The organism is Nitrobacter sp. Nb-311A, from assembly GCF_000152905.1.
GTDB lineage: Bacteria > Pseudomonadota > Alphaproteobacteria > Rhizobiales > Xanthobacteraceae > Nitrobacter.
The window spans coordinates 280201-300722 of the sequence record NZ_CH672418.1; the positions used below are offsets into that span (position 1 = coordinate 280201).

Annotated in this window: 25 protein-coding genes; 19 read left to right on the top strand and 6 right to left on the bottom strand. The window is 61.9% G+C overall.

Going from position 1 to position 20522, the window contains the following annotated elements; all coding sequences use genetic code 11:
* The first annotated feature begins 21 nt into the window (after positions 1-21).
* From NB311A_RS14635 to NB311A_RS14675, 8 genes are all read left to right on the top strand, one after another.
* Complete coding sequence (locus NB311A_RS14635) at positions 22-249, top strand: hypothetical protein (RefSeq protein ID WP_131522920.1); 228 nt, start codon at positions 22-24, stop codon at positions 247-249.
* Positions 249-743, top strand: coding sequence for an HK97-gp10 family putative phage morphogenesis protein (locus NB311A_RS14640; protein WP_009799394.1), 495 nt, complete (start codon positions 249-251; stop codon positions 741-743). The genes NB311A_RS14635 and NB311A_RS14640 overlap by 1 nt, the downstream gene beginning before the upstream one ends.
* Complete coding sequence (locus tag NB311A_RS14645; RefSeq protein ID WP_009799395.1) at positions 740-1141, top strand: DUF3168 domain-containing protein; 402 nt, start codon at positions 740-742, stop codon at positions 1139-1141. Before NB311A_RS14640 ends, NB311A_RS14645 begins: the two co-directional genes overlap by 4 nt.
* Positions 1142-1208: 67 nt before the next feature.
* The gene (locus tag NB311A_RS22675; RefSeq protein WP_009799396.1) at positions 1209-1904 is read left to right on the top strand and encodes a phage major tail protein, TP901-1 family; all 696 of its coding nucleotides are present in this window, start codon (positions 1209-1211) and stop codon (positions 1902-1904) included.
* Positions 1905-1907: 3 nt separating this feature from the next.
* On the top strand, positions 1908-2285 hold the full coding sequence (locus NB311A_RS14660; protein ID WP_009799397.1) for a hypothetical protein: 378 nt from the start codon (positions 1908-1910) through the stop codon (positions 2283-2285).
* Between the two features lie 166 nt (positions 2286-2451).
* Entirely contained in the window at positions 2452-4590 is a 2139-nt protein-coding gene (locus NB311A_RS14665; protein ID WP_009799399.1) for a tape measure protein, read from the top strand.
* Positions 4590-4952: a hypothetical protein gene (locus NB311A_RS14670; RefSeq protein ID WP_009799400.1), complete on the top strand. Its 363-nt coding sequence runs from the start codon at positions 4590-4592 to the stop codon at positions 4950-4952. Before NB311A_RS14665 ends, NB311A_RS14670 begins: the two co-directional genes overlap by 1 nt.
* Positions 4949-5452 carry a DUF1833 family protein gene (locus tag NB311A_RS14675; protein WP_009799401.1) on the top strand — a complete coding sequence of 168 codons (504 nt, stop codon included), beginning with the start codon at positions 4949-4951 and terminating at the stop codon, positions 5450-5452. The genes NB311A_RS14670 and NB311A_RS14675 overlap by 4 nt, the downstream gene beginning before the upstream one ends.
* A gap of 166 nt (positions 5453-5618) precedes the next feature.
* On the opposite strand, the gene NB311A_RS22070 is transcribed toward NB311A_RS14675, so the two are convergent.
* Positions 5619-5774: a hypothetical protein gene (locus NB311A_RS22070; RefSeq protein ID WP_165475267.1), complete on the bottom strand. Its 156-nt coding sequence runs from the start codon at positions 5772-5774 to the stop codon at positions 5619-5621.
* A 61-nt stretch (positions 5775-5835) separates the two neighbouring features.
* Here NB311A_RS22070 and NB311A_RS14680 point away from each other — a divergent pair, with 61 nt between their 5' ends.
* From NB311A_RS14680 to NB311A_RS14695, 4 genes are read left to right on the top strand one after another with little or no spacing between them, the layout of a single operon-like run.
* Positions 5836-6234 carry a C40 family peptidase gene (locus NB311A_RS14680; protein WP_040675363.1) on the top strand — a complete coding sequence of 133 codons (399 nt, stop codon included), beginning with the start codon at positions 5836-5838 and terminating at the stop codon, positions 6232-6234.
* Entirely contained in the window at positions 6235-10038 is a 3804-nt protein-coding gene (locus tag NB311A_RS14685) for a host specificity factor TipJ family phage tail protein (protein ID WP_009799405.1), read from the top strand.
* Positions 10039-10049: 11 nt separating this feature from the next.
* Complete coding sequence (locus tag NB311A_RS14690; RefSeq protein ID WP_009799406.1) at positions 10050-11498, top strand: hypothetical protein; 1449 nt, start codon at positions 10050-10052, stop codon at positions 11496-11498.
* 21 nt (positions 11499-11519) lie between these two features.
* The gene (locus NB311A_RS14695; RefSeq protein ID WP_009799407.1) at positions 11520-13574 is read left to right on the top strand and encodes a tail fiber domain-containing protein; all 2055 of its coding nucleotides are present in this window, start codon (positions 11520-11522) and stop codon (positions 13572-13574) included.
* Here NB311A_RS14695 and NB311A_RS23230 read toward each other — a convergent pair.
* Entirely contained in the window at positions 13571-13795 is a 225-nt protein-coding gene (locus NB311A_RS23230) for a YodC family protein (RefSeq protein WP_009799408.1), read from the bottom strand. The genes NB311A_RS14695 and NB311A_RS23230 overlap by 4 nt on opposite strands.
* A 71-nt stretch (positions 13796-13866) precedes the next feature.
* Between NB311A_RS23230 and NB311A_RS14705 the strand changes: the two genes are divergently transcribed.
* The 5 genes from NB311A_RS14705 to NB311A_RS14725 are packed head-to-tail and all read left to right on the top strand — an operon-like array spanning position 13867 to position 16183.
* Positions 13867-14673, top strand: coding sequence for a hypothetical protein (locus NB311A_RS14705; RefSeq protein ID WP_009799409.1), 807 nt, complete (start codon positions 13867-13869; stop codon positions 14671-14673).
* Positions 14670-15032 (top strand): hypothetical protein, encoded by a 363-nt coding sequence (locus NB311A_RS14710; RefSeq protein WP_009799410.1) that lies wholly within the window; start codon positions 14670-14672, stop codon positions 15030-15032. The genes NB311A_RS14705 and NB311A_RS14710 overlap by 4 nt, the downstream gene beginning before the upstream one ends.
* On the top strand, positions 15029-15421 hold the full coding sequence (locus tag NB311A_RS21385; RefSeq protein ID WP_009799411.1) for a hypothetical protein: 393 nt from the start codon (positions 15029-15031) through the stop codon (positions 15419-15421). Before NB311A_RS14710 ends, NB311A_RS21385 begins: the two co-directional genes overlap by 4 nt.
* A 12-nt stretch (positions 15422-15433) precedes the next feature.
* Positions 15434-15664 (top strand): hypothetical protein, encoded by a 231-nt coding sequence (locus NB311A_RS14720; protein ID WP_009799412.1) that lies wholly within the window; start codon positions 15434-15436, stop codon positions 15662-15664.
* Positions 15665-15697: 33 nt separating this feature from the next.
* Positions 15698-16183 (top strand): hypothetical protein, encoded by a 486-nt coding sequence (locus NB311A_RS14725; RefSeq protein WP_040675366.1) that lies wholly within the window; start codon positions 15698-15700, stop codon positions 16181-16183.
* Positions 16184-16396: 213 nt separating this feature from the next.
* On the opposite strand, the gene NB311A_RS14730 is transcribed toward NB311A_RS14725, so the two are convergent.
* Together NB311A_RS14730 and NB311A_RS14735 are read right to left on the bottom strand one after the other, a co-directional pair.
* On the bottom strand, positions 16397-16594 hold the full coding sequence (locus NB311A_RS14730; RefSeq protein WP_131522921.1) for a hypothetical protein: 198 nt from the start codon (positions 16592-16594) through the stop codon (positions 16397-16399).
* A 588-nt stretch (positions 16595-17182) separates the two neighbouring features.
* On the bottom strand, positions 17183-17386 hold the full coding sequence (locus tag NB311A_RS14735; protein WP_009799415.1) for a hypothetical protein: 204 nt from the start codon (positions 17384-17386) through the stop codon (positions 17183-17185).
* A gap of 25 nt (positions 17387-17411) precedes the next feature.
* Here NB311A_RS14735 and NB311A_RS14740 point away from each other — a divergent pair, with 25 nt between their 5' ends.
* The gene (locus NB311A_RS14740; RefSeq protein ID WP_009799416.1) at positions 17412-17600 is read left to right on the top strand and encodes a hypothetical protein; all 189 of its coding nucleotides are present in this window, start codon (positions 17412-17414) and stop codon (positions 17598-17600) included.
* 832 nt (positions 17601-18432) lie between these two features.
* On the top strand, positions 18433-19128 hold the full coding sequence (locus NB311A_RS14750; RefSeq protein ID WP_009799418.1) for a hypothetical protein: 696 nt from the start codon (positions 18433-18435) through the stop codon (positions 19126-19128).
* A 20-nt stretch (positions 19129-19148) separates the two neighbouring features.
* Here NB311A_RS14750 and NB311A_RS14755 read toward each other — a convergent pair whose 3' ends face one another.
* Positions 19149-19727, bottom strand: coding sequence for a DUF1254 domain-containing protein (locus tag NB311A_RS14755; RefSeq protein WP_009799419.1), 579 nt, complete (start codon positions 19725-19727; stop codon positions 19149-19151).
* On the bottom strand, positions 19724-20302 hold the full coding sequence (locus NB311A_RS14760) for a DUF1214 domain-containing protein (RefSeq protein WP_009799420.1): 579 nt from the start codon (positions 20300-20302) through the stop codon (positions 19724-19726). The genes NB311A_RS14755 and NB311A_RS14760 overlap by 4 nt, the downstream gene beginning before the upstream one ends.
* Positions 20303-20522: the final 220 nt, after the last annotated feature.

A 20522-nucleotide genomic window follows, 5' to 3' on the forward strand; every position in this document is an offset into this window, starting at 1 on the left:
TCACTGACCGCTGAGGTGGAGTTGATCTACGACGCCATTGCTGATGTCGAACGGATTTTCCGCGCTCTCGCGACATGCCACGGACAGCAATATCGCGCGTTGGAAAGGCGCATCGAGCGTTTGTTGGATGGTGAAACGAAGCTCTCTGATCCGGCGACGCACTACATCGGCGCCGGGCGCATCGTCTTTGAGCCGTCCCCCGAGATCAAGTCGATCATCTGCGACGCGCGTGACATGGGTGTCATCTGATGGCGATCAAGGCTAAATTCCTCGGCCGTGATGCCGTGATGCGCAAACTTATGAATATGGTACCGAATATCAATGAAGAGCTTGCGCAAGCGCAGATGGAGGCGACGAAGGAACTAGCCGCCGCGATCAGGGCGCGCGCGCCGCGAGACACCGGACATTATGCAGATTCGATCAAGGCGGGACCGCTGCAAGGCAGGAACGATCTGGAGAAGCCGATCGGCCTTCAGCTCACAAAAGACAAGAATGCGTGGGGTATCTTCGCGTGGTTCACGTGGCGCTTTCTCGAATTTGGGACGAAGGCGCACGAGGCGCAGGCTCCACGACGCAACCGGAATTATCGCAATGTATTCATTTTGACGCGCGCCTACCGCGCCCATGCCGCGACCAAGGCGCAGCCTCATATTTTCCCGACCTACCGGGCGATGCGGAAGAAAATTCGCCGGAAGATGGCGAACGCCGTCAATAAATCGATCCGAAAGGCCAAATCCGGATGACCTCGCCATCGTTGGAATTGCAGGGCGTAATTGTGGCGCGGCTCAAGGCCGATATGGCGCTGTCGACTCTGATCGGCGGCCGCGTCTATGACAACGTGCCCGAAGATGCGCCGTTTCCGTATGTCAATTTCGCCCGCGTCGACATTCTGCAAGATGATGCGACGTGTGTTACCGGCTACGAGATCAATTTCGGCGTTGATGTCTGGTCACGCGGCGTTGGTTTTGTCGAAGCTGAGAAGATTGCGCACGCCGTCGCGAAATCGATGCACAATTGGGATGCTACGCTGGCGACGTACACCGTTATCACGTTGCAGCATCGACAAACCCGCGTTTTCCGCGATGCCGATGGATTGACGTCTCATGGCGTCGTCGAGTTCGTCGCCATCGTCACCGAGTAACTACCCGCAAATTTCAACCTTGACCGTCCTGCGACCGCGGGGCGCTTTGTCGTGAAAGGACGCTCTCATGTCGCAGCAAAAAGGCCGCTTGCTTCTCATCAAGATTGGGGACGGGGGAAGCCCGGAAGCCTTCGCCAATCTGTGCGGCCTGACAACCCGCAGTTTCAACCTGTCAGCCAGCGAGATCGATACGACCGTGCCGGATTGCGAGAATCCCGGCGGGGCCGTGCAGAAAACCGCCGAACCCGGCATCGTCAACCGCACCTTCACCGGCTCCGGCAAGTTTATCAGCGGTGCCACTCAGGCGATCCTGATGGGCCATATCCGCGCCGGCGAGTTGTTCAACGCTCAGGTGGTCGTGCCAGGTGATGGTACGTATGCCGGCTCGTGGATGGTCTCCGATTATGAGGCATCTGGAGAAATGGAAGGCAATGTGGAGTTCTCGGCTACCTTCTCGGCGGCGGGACCGCTCACCTTCACGGCCGAGTCCGGCGCGCCGGTCAATACGTTGCTGCCGTCGATCGCCGGCATCGCCCAGGAGGGTCAGACGCTGTCGGCGAACGTCGGCACCTGGACGCATTCGGCGGTGTTCACCTTCCAGTGGAAGAAGGACGGTGCGGATATCTCTGGCGCGACGGAGGAAACCTACATCCCTGTTACCGGCGATATCGGAGCCACCATCACGGTCGCGGTCACCGCCACCAACTCGTCGGGCAGCGCGACCGCGACCAGTGGCGGCACCGCCGACGTTATCGGGGCGTAACCGATGGCGTTGTCAGCAAATGGCGCGCGGGGCGAAGTGCCGCTCCGCGTCGGCTCTGTCGATCTGGTGATCGCCGCCGAGATCGGCAGGTTGGCTGCGGTCTCGACCGCGCTGGACTGCAAATCGTTCGGCGACCTCTATCAGCGTCTGCTCGGCGTCGAGGTTGCGGCGACGATCGCCGGTGTGCAGCACCTCGCGGTCAAGGGCGACGGGGCGCGCGCCGCGGCGGAATTGTCGCTTTCCGACTTCCCGGCCTGCGCCAAGGCGTTCAGCATGGCGCTTAGCCATCACCTCAAGGATGCCGAGGGAAAAGCCGAAGCCGACGAAGAAGGCGCGCCGGCGACGAGGACGACAAGCCCTTCCCCTGGCGCGACTGGCTGAAAACCGCTGTCGGACCGATGGGCTGGCGGCCGGCGGATTTCTGGGCGGTGACCGTCACAGAGTTCTTCGACGCGGTCGACATCTTCAACGAGATGCACGCCGACCCCGACAGGACCGATCCTCCTGATGAGGACGAGATGGCGAAGCTTCTGGAGAAATACGGCTGATGGCCCAAGACCTCGAGCAAATGGTGTTGTCGATCTCGGCGGATACCCGCCAGATCCAGCGCGCGCTCAAGAAGCTGGAAACGGACTCGCGCGCCAGCACCAAAAATATCGAGAAACAGTTCGATGGGCTTGGCAAGAAGATGGGCGGAACCTTCGCGGGGCTGGGCAAGGGTATGGTTGGCGCCCTCGCGGCTGCTTTCTCCGTGCGCGAGGCACAGAAGCTCATCGACACCGCCACGCGCATCGATAACGCCCTGAAGGTCGCCGGCCTCTCCGGCGAGCAGTTGACCAAGGTCTATGACGCGCTGTTCGTGTCGGCGCAGAAGAATGCCGCGCCGCTCGAGGCTCTGGTGCAGCTCTATGGCCGCGCCAGCCTGGTACAGAAAGAGCTCGGCGTCTCGACCGAGCAACTGCTCAAGTTTACCGACAACGTAGCCGTCGCGCTGCGCGTGTCGGGAAAGTCGGCGGCGGAATCATCCGGCGCGCTGTTGCAGTTATCGCAGGCGCTCGGCTCCGGTGTGGTGCGGGCTGAGGAATTCAATTCGATGCTGGAAGGCGCGCTGCCGATCGTGCAGGCCGCGGCCAACGGCATCACCGAGGCCGGCGGGTCAGTCGCAAAGCTGCGGCAGCTTGTCGTCGACGGGAAGGTGTCGTCGGCCGCGTTCTTCAAGGGGTTCCAGGCCGGAGCCGTGATGCTCAACCAGCAGGTTGCCGGCGCGTCACTCACGGTTGCGCAGGGGTTCGAGCGGTTGCAGAATGCCGCCGTTGACGCGGCCAAGCGCATCAATGACGCCAGCGGCGCGAGCAGGGCGGCAACGTCGGCCCTTGATACGCTCGCCGCTGCCGTGACCAAGCTCGCTGACGCCTTCACGTCTCTGGCGAGTAGCAAGAGCCTCCAGGACACCAACAGAGGCTTGGACGCCCTTGGCGCGGCCGCGCAGAACCTTTGGAATGACCCGTCGTTTCAGAACCTTTACCGCTTCCTGTTTGACACCTCCGGATCGCTCGCTCAGCGGGCTGCGGGCGATGCAATCGCCAGTCGGGCGGAAGGATTCAACGCGCTGCGCAAGGCGATGTCGGCCGCCAACGCGGAGGCGGACAAGGCGGCGGCCAAGAAGCCCGCGTCGAGCAGGTTTGACGACGCCTTTTCGCCGTTCGCGACAAAAAAAATCAGCCTCAAGGATAACCCGGTAACCGCGACGGCGAAGAAGGGCGCCGGCTCCGATCGCGACACATTCGAGCGCCGGATGGCGATGACACAGCGCCAGATCGACCTGATGGGCGTCGAAGTGTCCACCATCGACCAAACGGTGGCAGCGCGGGAGCGGGCGCGGGTCGTGGTCGAACTGGAGACGGCAGCGCGGGAGGCCAATCATCGCGCCGGCAAGGCGAACACCGAGGTCACCGAGGCACAGCGGGCGAAGATCAATGAGCTGGCCGACGCCTACGCCAAGGCGCGCGGGCAGCTTGAGCAGTTGAATGGCCCTCTCGCTACCTTCGCGCGGGAATCGGCCAACATCGGCCAGCAGCTTGAGCAGGTCGCCGTCCAGTCGCTCGATCGGATGTCTGACGAGCTTGCCGATGTCATCACCGGCACACGCTCGGTTGCCGATGCGTTCAAATCGATGACGAACATTATCATGCACGAGCTGGCGCGGATCGCGATCAAGAAGGCGGTGCTTGGGCCGATTGCCGGGATGCTGGGCGGTGGCGGATCGTCATTGTTCAATCCGCTCGCCGGCGCGTTCAGCTTTGGCAGCTTCGACACCGGCGGCTTTACCGGCCGCGGCGGCAAATATCAGCCAGCCGGCGTGGTGCATAAGGGCGAGTATGTGTTCGACGCCGAAAGCGTGAGGGCGATCGGCGTCGACAAACTGGAACGGCTGCGGAAAAGCTTCGCGAATGGCGGCGCCGTCGACATTCCGACGGTTATGGCAGGTGGGCGATCGTCCGCGCCGCGGATCACGGTGAACCTGATTGAAGACTCAACGAGGGCGGGTCAGGTGCAGCAGAGCAGCAGTAACGGGCAGATCAACATCGAAGCGTTCGTGGACTCAATCACGGCGAAGAATGTCGCCAATCCAGGGAGCGCGACCAACCGGACGCTAAGTGAACGCGGAAGATTGGCGAGACGCTGATGGTTGACGCCTGGCCCGAAACGCTCCCGCGGTATCTTCTGCTCGATAGCTTCCGCGAGGGGCTTGCGGACAGTGTGCTGGAATATGCGCCTGATGTTGGTCCGCCGATATCTCGCCGGCGCACCACTGCGGCCACACGCCCGATGTCCGGCCAAATGGTGATGACGGGAGCGCAGTTCGAGACGCTGCGCACCTTCTTCGACGAAACGCTTCTCGGCGGCTCGCTCCCGTTCGAGTTCCCGAGCCAGACGGCGGCGGATGAGACCTTGCTGGTCAAGTTTCCGAAGGGAAGCGCCCCGACCCGGTTCAGGCTGTCGAATAGCCTCTATCGCGTCGACCTCACGCTGATGGTGTTGCCATGAGAGTGCTGTCGCTCAATTTCCGTCAGGAGTTGTTCGGGCAGGAATCCGGCGAAGTGCCGATCCTGCTGGTCACGATCACGCACCCCGAGCTGCCTGAGCCGATTTACCTGTCGACCGACCCGACCGAGCGCTTCTCGACCGATCCGTTGATGTACCGCACGCGATCTCGCGGGATCGATTTCCTCTATGCCGGCATCGACGTGACGCTGCCGGACGAGCAGGACAAGTCGCCGCCGGCCTCGAAGCTGACGATCGCGAATGTCACGCGCGGCCTGATCCCGCTGGCGCGCTCGGTGTCGACACCGCCGGCGGTCAAGATCGAGGTGGTTCTGGCGTCGGACCCCGACACCGTCGAAATGACCTGGCCGGCCATGGACATGACCAACCTGACCTATGACGCATCGTTCCTGACGTTCGACCTCACGATCGACGCGTTGGTCACAGAGCCGTACCCGTCGGGCACGTTCTCGCCGGCGTATTTTCCGGGGCTGTTTTATTGAGAGGTGACATGAAGGTGACGGCAGATACAAAGCGGCGCAAGATGATGATCTGGAAGCATAGGCCGTTACGTCTCCAGGCCGTCAAAAAGATCTCTAATGGTCAGAAGTCCGGCGTTCATCGCCAGTAGGCCCTCCTGATCGCTGAGGCCCGGCATCGCCGTGCCCTTCAAGTCTTCCTTTCAGCAAGACCTTGGATGTGCGTCAGCCACGCTCTCGGGTCGGGCTCTCGGCCGGCGCAATAGGCCAGTAGAAGGCGAATGACGCCGCCTTGGCCGTGAGCCTTGCCGGCGGCGACGATCGATCTCGCTTTGTCGTTATCCATGTCTTCCTCCTTCGTCATGTGCTGTTTCAGGATAGAGGGTCGGGTGCCGCTCGGTGAAGATATGTTTGACCGATTTGTTGGCATCCCGTACCTTGACAAGGGCAGGGACCCGGCCACTGGCGTCGATTGCTGGGGGCTGGTCGCGCTTGTCATGCGTGAGCTGCGCGGCATCGACCTGCCGTCCTATGCCGAGCAGTACGTCACCGCCGCTGATCGTGCCGCCATGGCTCGGCTGATTGCCGGCCGGCTGGATGCGTGGTCGATGATCGCCGAAGGACAGGAGCAACCGTTCGATGGCGTCTTGATGCGCGAGGGCCGTTTTCCTCGCCACATCGGTATCGTCACATCGCCGGGGCGGTTGCTGCACGTCTCAAAGGGAATGACGAGCCGGATCGAGCGCTATCGCTCCGGATCGCTCGCCAACCGCGTTGTCGGGTTCTACCGCTACGGAAACGCATGAATGCACGCGATTGTACCTGCGGTGATCGACGGCGAGCTGATCCCGCCGGCGGCGACGGTTTCGGTCTATGGCACCACGCATCCGCTCAACGCCGTGGCCGGCGCTCGCATTCATTGCCGCGTTCCGGCCGGATGGTCGATCACAGAGATTTTGGGCGAGGCGCTCAGTCACAAGCCTGGCTGGCATCGGCGGCGCGACCTGATCGTTCGGATCAACGATCACATCATTCCGGAGGAGAACTGGTCGCGGGTCCGGGTCAAGCAAGGCGCGACCGTCACCTTCATCCCGCGCTTGCAGGATGGCGGCAACATCTGGCGCTCGGTGCTGGGCCTTGTGGTGACGGTCGCGGCGCTGGTGATTGCGCCCTATGCGGCGCCGGCGCTGGTCACGGCGCTCGGTGCGACCGGCATCACGGTCGGAGCCTCGACCGCCGCGGCGCTGGCCGCCGGCGGCATCATGCTTGCCGGGACGCTGGCGCTCAACGCGCTGTTTCCGGTGCGACCTCCGGCCGAGCAACAGACCGTCAACTCAAGGTCGCTCAATTCAATCCAGGGCGCGCAGAACCAGCAAAATCCGTTCGGTATAGTCCCTGTGGTCCTCGGGCGGCATCGGCTGTCACCGTTCTTTGCGGCAAAGCCCTACACCGAAATCGTCGGCGAGGATCAGTGGTTGCGGCTGCTGTTCTGCTGGGGCTATGGGCCGCTCTATATCGATGTGTCATCGCTCAAGATCGGCGAGACGCCGCTGTCGTCCTTTTCGGATTACCAGGTCGAGCACCGGCAGGGGTTTCCGGGCGATGCGCCGATCACGCTCTATCCGATGCAGGTCGACGAGGTGCCGCTGAACATCACGCTCACGGGCGGGGTGGATTCGATTATCCAGACCACACCTCCCGAGACAGGCGAGGTCTCTGTCGACTGGACCGCGACGGAAGGCATCTACATCATCAACGAAAAGACCGGCGATGCCGAAGGCTATGACGTGCAGTGCAATGCCTATTATCGCCCTGTCGGCGGCAGTAGCTGGACGATTTTCGCGGCTGTGCATTTTACCCGATCGACCAGCCCGACCCGGCGCGGCGCCCGCGTCGTGCTGCCGAGCCCCGGCCAATACGAGGTCATGGTCCAGAAGGTCAATGCCGAGAAGAACGACGACAAGATCAAGGAAAAGATCGTCTGGACCGCGCTGCGCAGCGTCAAGATCGAGCAGCCGATCAGGTTTCCGAAGTGGCTGGCGCTCACGGCGCTGCGCATCCGCGCGACCGATCAATTGTCCGGCGTGATCGATACCTTCAACGGCGAGGTGATGAGCATCGTTGCCAATTCGTCGAACGGCTCGACATGGGTCCCGAACGTCACGACGAATAATCCCGCCGACCTGTTCCGGCATGTGCTGCAGGGGCCGGCCAATGCGCGCCCGCGGCCGGATTCGGCGATCGATCTCGCAAGCCTGATCGAATGGTCGAACTACTGCCAGATCAACGGGTTCAAGTTCAACCAGGTCGTGACCGGCGCGGGCTCAGTCTATGACAAGCTCTGCGATATCGCGGCGGCCGGCCGCGCCGTTCCAACCTTTCTTGACGGCAAATGGGGTGTGGTCTGGGACCGGCCGTCCGATCCGATCGTGCAGCACTTCACGCCGCGCAACTCCTGGGGATTCCAGGGCCAGAAGCCTTATGTCCAGCAGCCGCACGGCTGGCGCGTCTCGTTCATCAACGCGGCCAACGGCTACACCCAGGACGAGCGCATCGTTTATGACGACGGCTATAGCGCAGCCAACGCCTCGCTGTTCGAAGGCATCGAGTTTCCCGGCGTCACCGATCCGGCGCAGATCTGGAAACTGGGCCGGTTTCACATCGCGCAATCGCGGCTCCGGCCTGAGAAGATCACGCTGAACGTGGGCTGGGAGCATCTGGTCTGCACCCGTGGCGACCGCGTCCGCGTCACCTATGACGTGATGCTGATCGGCTTGGCCTCGGGTCGGGTCAAATCGGTCGATGGGCAGGTAGTCACCTTCGACGAACAGGTGACGATCGAGGAGGGCAAGACCTACGGCATACAGTTTCGCGTTCCGGAGGATGCGCGCACCATCGATCGCGCCGTCGATGAGGAGACCGCAGCCGGTGATTACCTGCAGCTGACGCTGGTCGGCGATCTCACCGGCGTCACACAGGGGACCTTGTTCAGCTTTGGCGAGACTGACCGGGAATCGGCCGTCTACCGGGTGCAGGGCATCTCGCATCAGAAAGACCTGATCGCGACGCTGACGCTGGTCGACGATGCGCCGGAGATCTCCAGCGCCGATAGCGGCGCGATCCCGGATTACAATCCGAACGTCACGATTCCGACTGACCCGTTCTCGCTGCCGCCGCGGGGCCTGACCTGGCTGGAGGTGATCGACGGTTATGGCGCATCGGTTCGCGCTTTGGTGCGTCTGTCCTGGCAGGTGCCACGGTTCGGCCGGATCGCCTCGTTCGAGGTGCAGTCGATCGACAATGACGGCGGCGGCGTCTGGACCACGGTCGCCTCGGTGCTGCCGCCGCACACCAGCGTCGACGTGCCGCTGACCTCGGCCGGGTCGTGGACCTACCGGGTCCGATGCATCTTTGCCGATGGCACGGTCTCCAATTGGGTCACCACATCGCAGTTGTCGCTGCTCGGGCTCACCTTCCCGCCGGGCGATATCACCAACCTGCATCAGCGCAGCGTCGACGGCCAGACCGTGCTCGGCTGGGACACGGTGCAGGACCAGCGCACGGTCTATTACGAGGTCCGCAAGGGAACGAGCTGGGACACCGGCCTCGTGGTCGGCGACGTCGTCACCCAGCCGCCATGGCCGACGACCGGCGACGGCACCTATCACATTCGCGCCTATGTGTTGTCGCCGTTCGCGAGCCGGATCTACAGCGTCACGACATCGTCGATCACGATCGCGGGCTCGATCATCTCGCGCAACATCATTGTGTCGAGAGACGAACTCACCGAGGGCTGGCCGGGAAGCCTCGACGGCGGCGTGATCAGCGGCAGCTTCATCCGCACCGATGTCGGGGAATCGATAGGCGAGGCATTTGCCCAAGAAATCATCGACCAGCTCGCGCTCGATGGCCTGCACATCGCGGTCTATGTCTCGCCGACCATCGTCGACATCGGCCGGCCGGCGGAATGCCGGTTCTGGACGGAATTCGAGGCCTCCGGCGTGCTGCAGGGCGATGACTTTCTGGCGCAGCTTGATGTGCTCGGCTCAGGCGATGTTCTCGGCACCTCGCCGACGCGGTTCATCCAGGCGTTTCCGATCTGGCGCTTTGCGGTCGAGGGCGAGACCGATGTCTTCGCCGCGCCTGATATCTTCGATCCGGCCGACATCTTCGCCGGTGACATCACCTGGCTGGATTGGGTCGCGATTTCATCCGGCACGCGGGTGGCGCGCTATTTCGTGCCGGGCTTCGTGCTGATCACGAATGATGCCACGACCGACGCGACCGGCACCAAGTTTCGATGGTTCGTCGACGTGCCCGACCGCAACGACGACTACACCGAGCTGGATGTGCCGGACACCGGTCTCGACGTGGTGTTCTACTCCGGCGGCTTTGACGGCATTCCCGCCGGCGGGTTGGCGCCGACGCCGTTCAACGGCGGCCCGAACGGCGCCAACGTCCCGCACGTCCAGCGCGCCATCATCAACGGCGCCAACGGCGATGAGGTGAAGGTCACCAACCTCACGCTGGCGGGCTGCACCGTGCATGTCGTCAACGCCGGCAGCAACGTCGCCCGCGCCGGCGTCAATCTTTTGGTTCGCGGCTACTGAAGGTCACATCCATGAAACGAAGTCTCAGTATCGTCGCCATCGCGACGATAAGCGGCATGTTCGCGGCTGGCGCCGTGCAGTCTCTGTTCTCGGCCTATGCGGTTCAGAACGAACTGGTCCCGCCGACGTCTGGCATCTATACCGGGGTGCAATATAGCCAGAAGATCGGCGACGCCTTCAAATCCATCGCCAGCGGCAACAAGGGTAACAGTGCGCCGGCCAACGTCGAGAGTGCGACCGTCGACGGGCTGGAATGGATCGACGATTCCACCACGCCGTGGAGCTGGAAGCGGTACATCAACGGCGGATGGGCCGTGCTCGGCGGCTTCGATCCCACCACAAGCGCCTTCATCGGGACGATCGGCGGCGGCGGCTTTGCCTCCATCGCGTCCGGCTCCACTGTCGATCTCGGCTCGGTACCGCAGGCCAACGTCACCGTCACCGGCACCACGACGGTTGCGGGCTTCGGCTCGAGCGCGCCGGAAGGGGCGGTGAAAATCCTGCGCTTCGAAGGCGCGCTGGTCCTGACCAACTCGTCAGCCTTGCGGGTGCCGGGCGGGTTCGACCTGACCACGGCCGCGGGCGACCGGGCGATCGTCACCCATCTCGGCTCCGGCAATTGGGAGGTCACGCAATTCATCCGGGACAGCGGCATTCCGATCGATGTCGCGGCCGTAGGGCGTCCTGACTATTCGTTCCAGGGCGCGGTGCCCGATCTCTACCTTCCGGGCGACGGCCGCGCGATCTCGCGGGCGAGCTATCCGGCCTATGCCGCCAAGATGGTGAAGGTGCAGAACGGCACCCGCATCAACGGGAACGCCGTCATCACGGTCGCGGATGACGTTCTGGATGTTGGCGTGGGGATGCCGGTCGAGGGCACGGGAATCGGCTCCGGATGTACCGTTGCGGATTTTTCATCGGTCGCGAAGACGATCACGCTGAACAGCTCATCCTGCGTGACGTCGTCGGGCACCGCGCCGGTGACCGTGTTCCTCACCGGTTACGGCACCGGCGGCGACAACACCACCATCGGCGTGCCCGACTGCCGCGGCCGGGTCATCGCGGGCCTTGATGTCGGCGCCGGTCGGCTGACGGCGACCTGGGCCGGCAAGTACGCCAGTGCGATGAACGTCGATCTCGGCAACGAGAAGAACAACCTCACCAGCAAGTCGCAGCTTCCCAGCACGACGTTCGATTTTACCGGAACGCCCGCGACCATCACCGTCAACTCGCCGTCAGCCAACGTCGTGCAGGGTTCTGTTGCCGGCCAATTCGGGTTTCAATCCTCGGGCGGCGTTGGCCCGTTCCAAATGCTGGCTCCGTCGACTTCGGCCACATTCCTCTTTTCGAGCGGCGGATACACGCCCGCCGGCACCGTGTCGTCCGGCGGGTCCGGTGCTTCGTTCCGAACCGTGCAGCCGACGCTGACTGCGCGTTGCGTCATTCGCGTTATTCCTTAAAGCCCAAACAGGATTCATCCGATGCTGCAGAAACGCCTTCCCGGCGCGCTTTGCGCTGCGCTGTTACTTGTCACGCCTGCGATGGCGGCCGAGCAATCGAGTTACGTCGCGCCGACCACTGGTCCGATGTCGATGTCGACCTTCGCCGGCACCTATCTCAATCCCGGCCTGCGGGCGCTGGCCTCGTGTTCGTGGGGATCCTCGGCGCCGGCGAACGGTCCGTCCGGCGCGCCGCTGCCGTATCAATGCTGGGCGGACACCGCAGCGAGCCCGGTGCTGTTCAAATATTACGACGGCGCGATCTGGGTCACCTATGGCGCGCTCGATACCTCCACGCACGTCTGGACGCCATACCGTAACGGTGCGCCGATCGTGGCGGTGGCGACCTCGGGCGATGCGTCCGATCTCACCACGGGCACGCTGCCGGCCGCGCGGCTGCCTGATCCGACCAGCTCGACGCTCGGCGGCGTGCAGTCCATCGCGCCGACCGCAAGCCAATGGCTGGATTCGATCTCGACGTCCGGCGTCCCACACGCCTCGCAGCCGGCGTTCTCTGATATCTCGGGCTCATGGGCCTGCACCCAGGCGCCGGCGCTGACCGGCGATATCTCGACCTCGGCCGGATCCTGCACCACGGCGATCGGGGCAGGGAAGGTCACCAACAGTATGCTGGCCGGCAGCATCGCCGCGTCGAAGCTGATCGGCACCGATATCGCGACTGTCGGCACCATCACGGCCGGAACGTGGAACGGCACCACCATTGCGGTTGCCAATGGCGGGACCGGCGCGACCACGGAATCGGCTGCACGCTCCAGCCTCGGCGTTGCGATCGGCTCCGACGTGCAGGCGTGGGACGCTGATCTGGATGCCTTCGCGCTCAAGACCGCGCCGGCCGGAGCCGTGGTGGGCACCAGCGACGCTCAGACCCTGACCAACAAGACGCTCACGTCTCCCGCGATCACGACGCCGACCGGCCTGGTCAAGGGTGATGTCGGGCTCGGCAATGTCGATAACACGTCTGATGCGACGAAGAACGCTGCCATCGCCACACTCACGAACAAAACCATTAGCGGCGCGAGCAACACTCTGACGGTAAGGCTCGGCTCTGACGTGACCGGAAATCTCCCGGTTGCGAACCTGAACAGCGGGACTGGCGCATCATCGTCAACGTTCTGGCGGGGCGACGGGACATGGGCAACACCGGCAGGTTCGGGGAATGTCAGTGGCCCAGCGTCGTCGACTGACAATGCACTCGCACGCTTCGACAGCACCACGGGCACTATCCTTCAGGATTCGCAGGTAACTCTTGATGACAGTGGCAATCTTTCGCCTGCGACCAACGATGGTGGAGGGCTTGGTACGGCTTCATCTTCGTGGTCCGACGTGTACTTGGCTAGTGGTGGCGTCCTTAACTTTGCCAACGGCAACTACACCGTCACGCACTCAAGCGGCCTGCTGACGTTGAGCGGCTCGGCTGTGGTTGGCGGTAATCTCAGCTTCTCAACCGCTGCCAGCATTTCTTCCAGTACCATCGGATCGTCGTTAACATTAGGTCCGCTTGGCTCTAGCCCCGGCATATTAGCGTCAGTCAATTCAAACTATGGGCAGGTACAAATTCGCGCCGGGAGCGGGATGGTATCAGGCAACAGCTTTCAGTTGTTCTATCGCAACGGTTCTGTCGTTGGCGACATCAATTACAACGGAACCGGCGTCACTTACGCGACAACATCTGATGAGCGCTTGAAAACCAAGTTCGATAAGTCGGGCATCGATTGGGGGCGGCGTCTGGACGAACTGTGGGTCGGTGATTACGAGTTCAAGTCGAGACCGGGGGTCACCATGTTGGGCGTTACTGCACAGCGAACGGAAAAGGTCTTCCCTCAGGCGGTGCATAAGCCATCGAGTGAAGGTGATGTCTGGACCGTTGACTATGGCCAACTCTCGCCTCTTGCCCTGTGGGGTGCGAAGGATGCACGGAAGCGCATCTCGATTCTCGAACGGATCGTAGCGGAGCAGGCGAAAAAAATTACGGAGCTAGGAATTACCATTTCCGGGATCACTGACCGAGGACGCTAATCGCTCACAAACCAGCGACAAATCGTTCCGATCACGTCCATGTATCGCAATGAGCTTGGCGGGAAGCTTTGCTTGACCGGTTGACCGTTCACAAACCAAGTGCACTCGACCTGATCCTTGAGCACTTGAACCACTGTCATTCGCGGGCCTCCAGATCGGAGCGCAACGACATCTCCGGGCGCAAGAGCGGTCAGCCCCCTTCGGGCGATAGCATAATCCATGGTCTTTGATTCCCGTTCGGTGAATCTTATTACCCGCGATCATTTCGAAAAAGTCAACGAAAGGACCACCAATGCCCAACCTCGATTCCGGGGGCGCTGGCGTGCGGCTGCACGGCATCTCCCAGGCTGCCTTTGATCTGATCGTCGAGTTCGAAGTGTCGAGCGAGGCGGTCTACAACAAGCTCTATCGTCGGCCGACCCGGCCGGGAGGTGCGTCCGGGGTCACGATCGGGATCGGTTACGACTGCGGCTATTCGACCGCCGCACAGATTCGCTCAGATTGGGGAGGGGTGCTGCCGGTCCCTATGGTTCTGGCTCTTGCTTCCGTCGCAGGGCTAACCGGAACGCGAGCAGCGAGCGCCCTGGCGTCGGTGCGCAGCAAGGTTGACGTGCCATGGGCCGCCGCCCTGGCGGTGTTCAGCAACACGTCCCTGCCGAAATACGTAGCGCTCGCCGATAATCTGCCGAATTGGGACAAGCTGTCGCCGGACTGCAAGGGCGCACTGGTGTCGCTGGTCTACAATCGGGGCGCCTCGTTCAGCAATTCCGGTTCGCGTTACCAGGAGATGCGCAACATCAGGGCGCATATGGCCGCCAAGCGCTTCTCGGCGATCCCGACAGAACTCCGATCGATGAAGCGTATCTGGGCGGGTGACGACAGCCTGCGGGGCCTGTTGATCCGTCGCGACAAGGAAGCCGCCTTGTTTGAGCGCGGGCTGAAAGCGCCTGTCGAAGTGGCCGCCGTGGTCGTACCGCCTCCCGAGCCCGTTCCTGATCCCGCGCCGCCCGATCGGCAGTTGTCTCAACCCACCCCGCAGCCGTCCGTTTGGACGGCCTTTTTCATGGCCATCATCGCAATCTTCAGGAGGGCAAAATGATCTGGTTCCTGTTCATCATCCCCGGGCTCATCGCCGCTTACGTGATCTTCGCGCGACCGGTTCTCAGGGCGCTGCCCGCGCTGAAGAGATTCTATGCCGAGGCCGATACCTTCTGGGGAAAGGTGTGGGCTCTGTTCGGCCGGTCGGCGACCGTTGCATGGTCGCTCGTCGTCGCCGCGTCGTCTGTGGCCTTCGACTATGTCGACCCGCTGGCTACGCTGCTTGGCGCGCCGGACTTCAAGAACCAGGTGATGACGCTCTTGAAAGATAACCCTCAGTATCTCGGCTACTTCGCGATGCTGGTCTCCGGCATCACCATCGTGGCGCGGCTGCGGTCGATCGCAAAGGTGGCGAAGTGACTGCCGTCCTCTCATGGCTCGCGTCGCTGCTCACCGGCCCACTGCTGAACAAGGCGCTGGACGCCTACAAGGCCAAGCTGTCGGCCGGCAATGACGCCGATCGCATCGCCGCTGATCTGGCGACGCGCGAGCTGGCCGTCCAGCAGCGCGAGATCGAGGTGCAGTCCGAATATCGCGTCGCCGCGCTGGGCCACTGGTATGAGCCCGACAAGCTCATGGGCTACGCCGTCGCGGTCTACGTTGGCAAGCTGCTGATCTACGACAAGGTGCTCGGGCTTGGGTCAACCGACCCGCTCGGCGGCTGGATCGAGACAACGGCGAATCTCATCGTGGGGTTCTATTTTGCAAAGCGCGGCTTTGAGAATGTCGCGCGCATCATCAAGAAGTAAGGGCGGGCAGCAATGAGCGATGCACGGCGGTTCGACGACCTCCCGGAGCGCACCAAGGACTTCCTCTCCAATCTGCGCGATGACGAAATCGACACGCTCAATGACGGTATCCGCCTCGTCGGCGCCATCCGCACAGTCGGCACGTTCATGAAGTGGGTGATCGTCGGGCTGATCGGCATCCTTGCCGGCTTCGTCATGGTCGGGGAATCGATCGCCAAGATCGCCGCCTGGATGCGCGGCTGAACCAGCCCTTCACCTGAAACATCGGAGATCACCATGCGACCAACCGTCATTCTGGCGGCGCTTTGCGCCGCCCTGCTTGCGTCGAGCGCCGATGCGAGGCTGAGGCATCATCGGCACCATATTGATATGTCTCAACAATCCCGCTTATTACGGGAAAATCCCGCAATTAAACCGATCCCTCCCGGCCTTCATCGTGTCATGGCGACCGGTGCGGGGCGCATCGTCGGCGGCCGTCCACGCGGCTGCCCGCGCCGATACTGCGGCTGCGGGGCTTCGCTCCATATCTTCGGTCGGATCATCCCGCGATTGAACCTCGCGGCGAACTGGCTGCGCTTCCCAAGGGCCGCTCCGGCACCGGGCATGGTCGCGGCGAGGCGAGGCCATGTGTTCGTGCTCAAGCGGCACCTGCACGGCAGGACGTGGCTGGTTTGGGATGCCAATTCAGGCCGGGGCAAGACCCGCGTTCATCCGCGCTCGATCGCGGGATTCACGATCGTTGATCCGAGGGCAGGGACATGACCACCATCCTCGCCCCCATCGGCTCCCTGCTGTTCAGCTTCGGAATCGTGTTGGTCTTTGTCGCAGGCTGGATGCGCCTCTGCGACAGCGGGAGTGATCTGGCGGGCAGGGTGCTCGGTGCAGGCGGCTCTGCTGTTGGGGATCGGAATAGTGTTGGGAGGATGCGGCTAGAAGGGAAGAGGCGCAACTTTCGCTGCGCCTCCCCGTTATTGCCTAGCGTGCGGCTTGGATGTGCGCGAACTTACGCCCCTTCTTGATCTCAGAAATCCGTCCGGGGTTCACATCGTAGTCCGCTGCGATCCGGTTCAAGAAGTCACCGATAGCGATGCGCTTCTTGATAATCGGAACATCAGTCGGCTTGATACGATACGAGGGTTCGCGGCGACCGCCGCCAGACTTCGTTCCAGTCATGTTCTTTCCCTTTGACTGGTTCAACGGCTGTCGTCTTGACAGAGGTACCCAAATCAGAGTGTTGTGCACTCAATCGAGGTCTTTCCTTCAGGATGTGCGACGACAACGGGTTTTGCACATCTCGCCTCGATCCAAACGGCTTCCGGGTGCAACCGGTGGCCGTTTTTCTTTTCAAGACGAATCGCCCGCGATTTCATCTGGATTCTTGAGTCGTCGCAAGGGGTTGGTCGTTTTCAAAGCGACTTATGCTGCTGATAAACCACAGTCGCCCCCGACCTCGCAGGTAAGGCGCTCGGCGCGGGCGTGACGTTGGCGCTGCTCGGGTGGGTGTTGATGGAGCGGCCTATTTGATCCCGCGCAAAAACAGATATCTGGGTCGTGTTAAGCAGGGCCAGTATCGCCGGTAAGGAGACCAGATCGGGGATACTCCTGGCCTGTTCTTCCAGGCCTGTTCCACCCGCACTAGCCCGGGGTCTGTTCGTAGCGTCGGGCTTTCACTGCTTCTAACAGAAACCCTCGGAGGGAAAATGGTTAGTATTCAGGAACTGAATTAACTATAAAAACCGCGATCTCGTTAACGTTCTGGTGTTATTGTAGCGTTTGGCAAGGCGGCGATTCCTTTTCAGGACGCTCGGCCGTGCTTGAATTGATCGCGGCCTCTATCTCCCGATAAAGTTCAAGTTTCGCCATTTCCAGAAGGAATTTGAGTAGCTCTAAATCGAGCCGCCTGGCTATGTCCCAGGCGTCGTCGATCGATTTTTGAAGTGCTTCATATTTACCGAGTTCTGGCATTTATCCTAACCGAGGAAGCATTATTATGAACGACGAAACCTTGGATGCGCTGCGGAGCTTGCTCACGCAGATGCGCGGTGATGTCAGCGGAGAACGCGGCGATCATCTGAACGACGCGAACCGCCTGATAAAGGCTTTTATGCAAATCGCGGATAGCGAGTCTCGGCAGAAAGTGATCGAAACTGCGGAGCGCTTCGTAAAGAAACAGGCTTGAGATATCGTCCAGTGTGACATTCGCATCCCCAGCCTTGGACGGCAGGTTGCAGTATCGGACGATTTTTATGATAATTGCAACCACCGAGTGCGATTTAATCACTCAAATTAAGACGACCCGCGGCCTGTCTTATCCTGCCCCAACAATCTCGCGATCTCGTCGAGGTTATCTGCGGGGCTTCGTCGCTGCTCAGTGGTTCTGCCGGGCGCTTCTTCTGGTCGTAATCGAGAGACGCGCGCCCTCATCTCGGGCGACGCGAGCAAAATCGTCCACGGCCTTATCATCGGCATAGCTGGATTTGGTGCGGCGCTTGAACTTCAGCGGGGTCCATCAACCGGAAGGGCCATGCCGGCGGGGCCGTGGCGCAATCCTGGAACGGCAAGAGAACATACCGGCGCACGCGGTTGTCGTTCGTCGCCCCTCCATCAATAAAACCAATAGCTTGCCGTTAACAGGCCGTTAACCATGCGGGGTTCTAAATCCGGGCGCGCCGTTGCCCAAATCGCGACGAGCGCTGGGGCGAGGAGAAACTGAGCATGGGCACCGTTATTGCATTTCCGGCAAATGCTTCGCGGCTGGGATTAACGGTAAATCGCTCTTCGGATCACATGGGCGGAACGGTCGTGATCCTGCCGGTAATACGGATCGACCGCACAACCGACGAAACCAGCGGCGGCAGCGGTCCGGAAGAGGGGGCGGCTGCGGGGCGCCGACGTCGCCGTCGTGCCCGCTCCTGATCCAGGCGCGGCAGATGCAGGGGACGCCGCTCGCCATGGCAGGGCTGAAACGTTTACGCCTCACTTCGCTTGTTTCCGTGATTCTACCCGGCATTATGCTTGCTGCATGCAGTGGCGGCGACTTCGGTCGCGTTCGTCAGGATGCACGCAACGACGACATGCACCGCTGGATGGGCGCGGAAGCAACTGGCAGCATCGGCCGTCAGGCGTCGCGGTTTCAACTAACCGACGACGAGCGGCTGTTACGCGATCTCGCCTATCCGCTGGTCGAGCCGCCGCATTCGCGGCCGGCCTGGAAGAGTGTCTTCGGCAACTACGATCCGTTGGCTGTGCCATGGCGGCAAAAGCCGTCATTCGATCGCTCCGCTTACGGCCGCCTGCTTATCGACGAGCCGCACCGTTCTCACACGTCGCGCTATGCGCAATTGATCGATGACGTCCGCGATGACATCACCCGTTTTGACCCCTTTTTCAATACCGCCCGGCAGGTCTTCGTTCTCGACGGCAAGCGCAACGCCAGCCTGAGATTCGTATCCGACCTGTCGCCGCGTGAGCGCGCTGACGCCGTCGCCCGCATGGAGGAAAACACTCTGATCGTGCAGTGGGTGCAGCAATGCCTCGAGCAGCGGATAGCATCCTATCGCTGGGCGCTCGAGCATCTGGTGGTTCATGCGCCGGATGGCATGGCGGCCGACGCAGATCGCCTGATTGGGCACCTCGCGACCTTGACCGCCAATCCGCCCGTGGCTTCTGGCCCCGTGATCGGCCGCGCCTTGCGCACGCGTGGGTAGCTTTATTGGATCGTCCGCGCCTACCGTTTCGTTTCCGGCTTCACCACGGGCGGCTCAGTTTGCAGCTGGCATCTTGCGGCGGCGAGAGAAGATTTCGCCTGCTCCATCATGCCCGGCTCGGGCGCCAGCGCCTTCAGAACGATCAGACCTGTGGCCGAGGGGGAATCGATGATGAGGCGGTCAGCGGCCGTCACATCCTCTTCTTCCGGCAACTCCAGATGCTGCGTTTCGGTCATCAGGTTGAGTTCGATCACTTTGCGTCCGGCTGAGCGGTCGTTGATGGCGTAATAGGCGACGTTGCTTTGGGTGTAAAATGACACCGACGTATAGGCCTCGCTCACAGGTACCGTGAGCTTGATCGATCCGTCCGATAGGTCGTAGCGGCAGACCGCGAGCGCAAACGCGGGGTCCATGAAAGGCATCAGCGAGTTGCCGGGATCCGCCGGCGGCAAAGGCGTCACGGCGTTCAGCGTCGTCATTTTCGTTAGCCGCGAATAGGCGTCCTGCGAGGCGATCCGCGGTAGCGCCAATACGCTGACGAAATGTACGATCCCGCCAAGCAAAAGGCCGCCGACGATCGCAAACAGCAGGCGGATCATGAACACCTCTCCGTCGTGACGGAAGGCATTGGAGCATCGCGTCGGGTTCTCGTCCCCACGCCGACGGGCGTATCATAGAGGCGAAGCATCAGCACATAGCGCTCGATGCCGCCGGTCGGCAGCCAGTTGCCTGCGCGCGCGCGAGATGTCACATGCACCACGAATGAGCCGTCGGAGCTCCGCACAATCTCCCGGCTGGTGAAGCCATAGCGTTGCAGCGAGTTCGCCACCAGATAGCCCTTGCGGTCGTAGAGCGTCAGCGTCCAGAACCGGGCCGCCGGTGTGACGCCGCTGACGATGACTTCGCACCGGCCATCGAGCGGTCGCTTGGCGTCGTCGGCCGTGGCAAGGAATGCTATGCCGTCTCCAGCTCCGATCGGCAGCTCTCCGCTACGCGCAATTGCGGCGCGCGAATAAGGGTCGATCTCAGCGGATCCAATCCTTGGCTTTGCCTTCCATGCGCCGATGGTTAGCGTGCCGAGATCGGTGCCCCGCGTTGTGGTGATCCAGGTCGCTCCGAGGCCTATCGCGGTGGCGAGACCGAGGCCCAGCAAAATGACGATGATTAGCCGCACGTGTCGGCGCTCCGGTATTGAGGTCCAGACGATCTATTGTACGCCTTTGATCTGAAGTGTGGAATCACAAGCGGCGCTATGGCGGTTCACCCGCCATTCGAGTCGCGCTTCTGTAATGCGAATCTCGGAAGCAGGCCAAGTCTGGATCAGAAAGATCCAAGATCATCCGTGATCATTCCATTGTTGATAGCGACGCGAACAAGGTACACTTCGTGATCCC

Coding starts and splice junctions, on each gene's coding strand:
- NB311A_RS14710 (WP_009799410.1), top strand. CDS start 14,670: ATGATCTGGTTCCTGTTCATCATCCCCGGGCTCATCGCCGCTTACGTG.
- NB311A_RS14705 (WP_009799409.1), top strand. CDS start 13,867: ATGCCCAACCTCGATTCCGGGGGCGCTGGCGTGCGGCTGCACGGCATC.
- NB311A_RS14695 (WP_009799407.1), top strand. CDS start 11,520: ATGCTGCAGAAACGCCTTCCCGGCGCGCTTTGCGCTGCGCTGTTACTT.
- NB311A_RS14680 (WP_040675363.1), top strand. CDS start 5,836: ATGTTTGACCGATTTGTTGGCATCCCGTACCTTGACAAGGGCAGGGAC.
- NB311A_RS14645 (WP_009799395.1), top strand. CDS start 740: ATGACCTCGCCATCGTTGGAATTGCAGGGCGTAATTGTGGCGCGGCTC.
- NB311A_RS14720 (WP_009799412.1), top strand. CDS start 15,434: ATGAGCGATGCACGGCGGTTCGACGACCTCCCGGAGCGCACCAAGGAC.
- NB311A_RS14665 (WP_009799399.1), top strand. CDS start 2,452: ATGGCCCAAGACCTCGAGCAAATGGTGTTGTCGATCTCGGCGGATACC.
- NB311A_RS14730 (WP_131522921.1), bottom strand. CDS start 16,594: ATGACTGGAACGAAGTCTGGCGGCGGTCGCCGCGAACCCTCGTATCGT.
- NB311A_RS14675 (WP_009799401.1), top strand. CDS start 4,949: ATGAGAGTGCTGTCGCTCAATTTCCGTCAGGAGTTGTTCGGGCAGGAA.
- NB311A_RS14660 (WP_009799397.1), top strand. CDS start 1,908: ATGGCGTTGTCAGCAAATGGCGCGCGGGGCGAAGTGCCGCTCCGCGTC.
- NB311A_RS14750 (WP_009799418.1), top strand. CDS start 18,433: ATGCTTGCTGCATGCAGTGGCGGCGACTTCGGTCGCGTTCGTCAGGAT.
- NB311A_RS14740 (WP_009799416.1), top strand. CDS start 17,412: ATGAACGACGAAACCTTGGATGCGCTGCGGAGCTTGCTCACGCAGATG.
- NB311A_RS14735 (WP_009799415.1), bottom strand. CDS start 17,386: ATGCCAGAACTCGGTAAATATGAAGCACTTCAAAAATCGATCGACGAC.
- NB311A_RS14725 (WP_040675366.1), top strand. CDS start 15,698: ATGCGACCAACCGTCATTCTGGCGGCGCTTTGCGCCGCCCTGCTTGCG.
- NB311A_RS14685 (WP_009799405.1), top strand. CDS start 6,235: ATGCACGCGATTGTACCTGCGGTGATCGACGGCGAGCTGATCCCGCCG.
- NB311A_RS14690 (WP_009799406.1), top strand. CDS start 10,050: ATGAAACGAAGTCTCAGTATCGTCGCCATCGCGACGATAAGCGGCATG.
- NB311A_RS14670 (WP_009799400.1), top strand. CDS start 4,590: ATGGTTGACGCCTGGCCCGAAACGCTCCCGCGGTATCTTCTGCTCGAT.
- NB311A_RS14640 (WP_009799394.1), top strand. CDS start 249: ATGGCGATCAAGGCTAAATTCCTCGGCCGTGATGCCGTGATGCGCAAA.
- NB311A_RS23230 (WP_009799408.1), bottom strand. CDS start 13,795: ATGGATTATGCTATCGCCCGAAGGGGGCTGACCGCTCTTGCGCCCGGA.
- NB311A_RS14755 (WP_009799419.1), bottom strand. CDS start 19,727: ATGATCCGCCTGCTGTTTGCGATCGTCGGCGGCCTTTTGCTTGGCGGG.
- NB311A_RS22675 (WP_009799396.1), top strand. CDS start 1,209: ATGTCGCAGCAAAAAGGCCGCTTGCTTCTCATCAAGATTGGGGACGGG.
- NB311A_RS22070 (WP_165475267.1), bottom strand. CDS start 5,774: ATGGATAACGACAAAGCGAGATCGATCGTCGCCGCCGGCAAGGCTCAC.